Annotated in this window: 1 protein-coding gene; it reads right to left on the reverse strand. The window is 66.5% G+C overall.

Translation table 11 applies throughout. The features are described from left to right. The coding region (locus tag ABZ720_RS17415) for an IS630 family transposase (RefSeq protein ID WP_438264119.1) at positions 1-744 on the reverse strand (744 nt) is incomplete at its 3' end. Positions 745-834: the final 90 nt, after the last annotated feature.

Below are 834 nucleotides of genomic sequence, written 5' to 3' on the forward strand. Positions count from 1 at the left end.
GTTGGCCTCGATCTGGTCGAGGAACTTGCGGAACTCCACGGCGCGGTGGCGAGGCAAGCATCGGCCGATGACCTTGCCGGTCGCGATGTCCAAGGCCGCGAACAGGCAGGTGACGCCATGGCGCTTATAGTCATGGCTGCGGCGCGCCGGCTGGCCAGGGCGCATCGGCAGCAGGGGCTGGCTGCGGTCAAGCGCCTGGATCTGCGACTTTTCATCGACGCACAGCACGATGGCATGCTCGGGTGGGGAGACATAGAGGCCGACGACGTCGCGCACCTTGGTGACGAAGTCGGGGTCGCTGGACAGCTTGAAGGTTTCCAGCCGGTGCGGCTGCAGACCGAAGGCGCGCCAGATGCGCTGCACGGAAGAGATGGACAGGCCGCTCGCCCGCGCCATGGCGCGCGAACTCCAGTGGGTGGCGTCGGGCGGCAGGCTTTCCAGGGTGCGCACGATGACCGCCTCGATCCGCTCGTCACTGATCGTTCGCGGCGCCCCCGAGCGCGGCGCATCGCGCAATCCCTCCAGCCGATGTTCGGAAAAGCGCCGGCGCCACTTGCCCACCATGCTCGCGCCGACGCCCAGCCGCGCGGCCACCTCCTTGTTTTGCTTGCCGGCCGCGCAGCCCAGGATGATCCGCGCCCGCAGCGCCAACGCCTGTGCAGTGTTCCGCCGCGATGCCAGCGAAAGCAACGCCATCCGCTCGGTCTCGCTGATGTCCAGCGCCGGTAACTTGCGACCCCTCATCTCAGACCCTCCAAAGGCAGAAGAGTCAGACAGAATCCGCTACGATTGAGTCGAGCTTGAGGCCGTCAAACTTCTGAGTCGGGACACTAG

The sequence above is a fragment of the Aquibaculum sediminis genome, assembly GCF_040712085.1.
GTDB classification, from domain to species: Bacteria; Pseudomonadota; Alphaproteobacteria; order Kiloniellales; family DSM-21159; genus Aquibaculum; species Aquibaculum sediminis.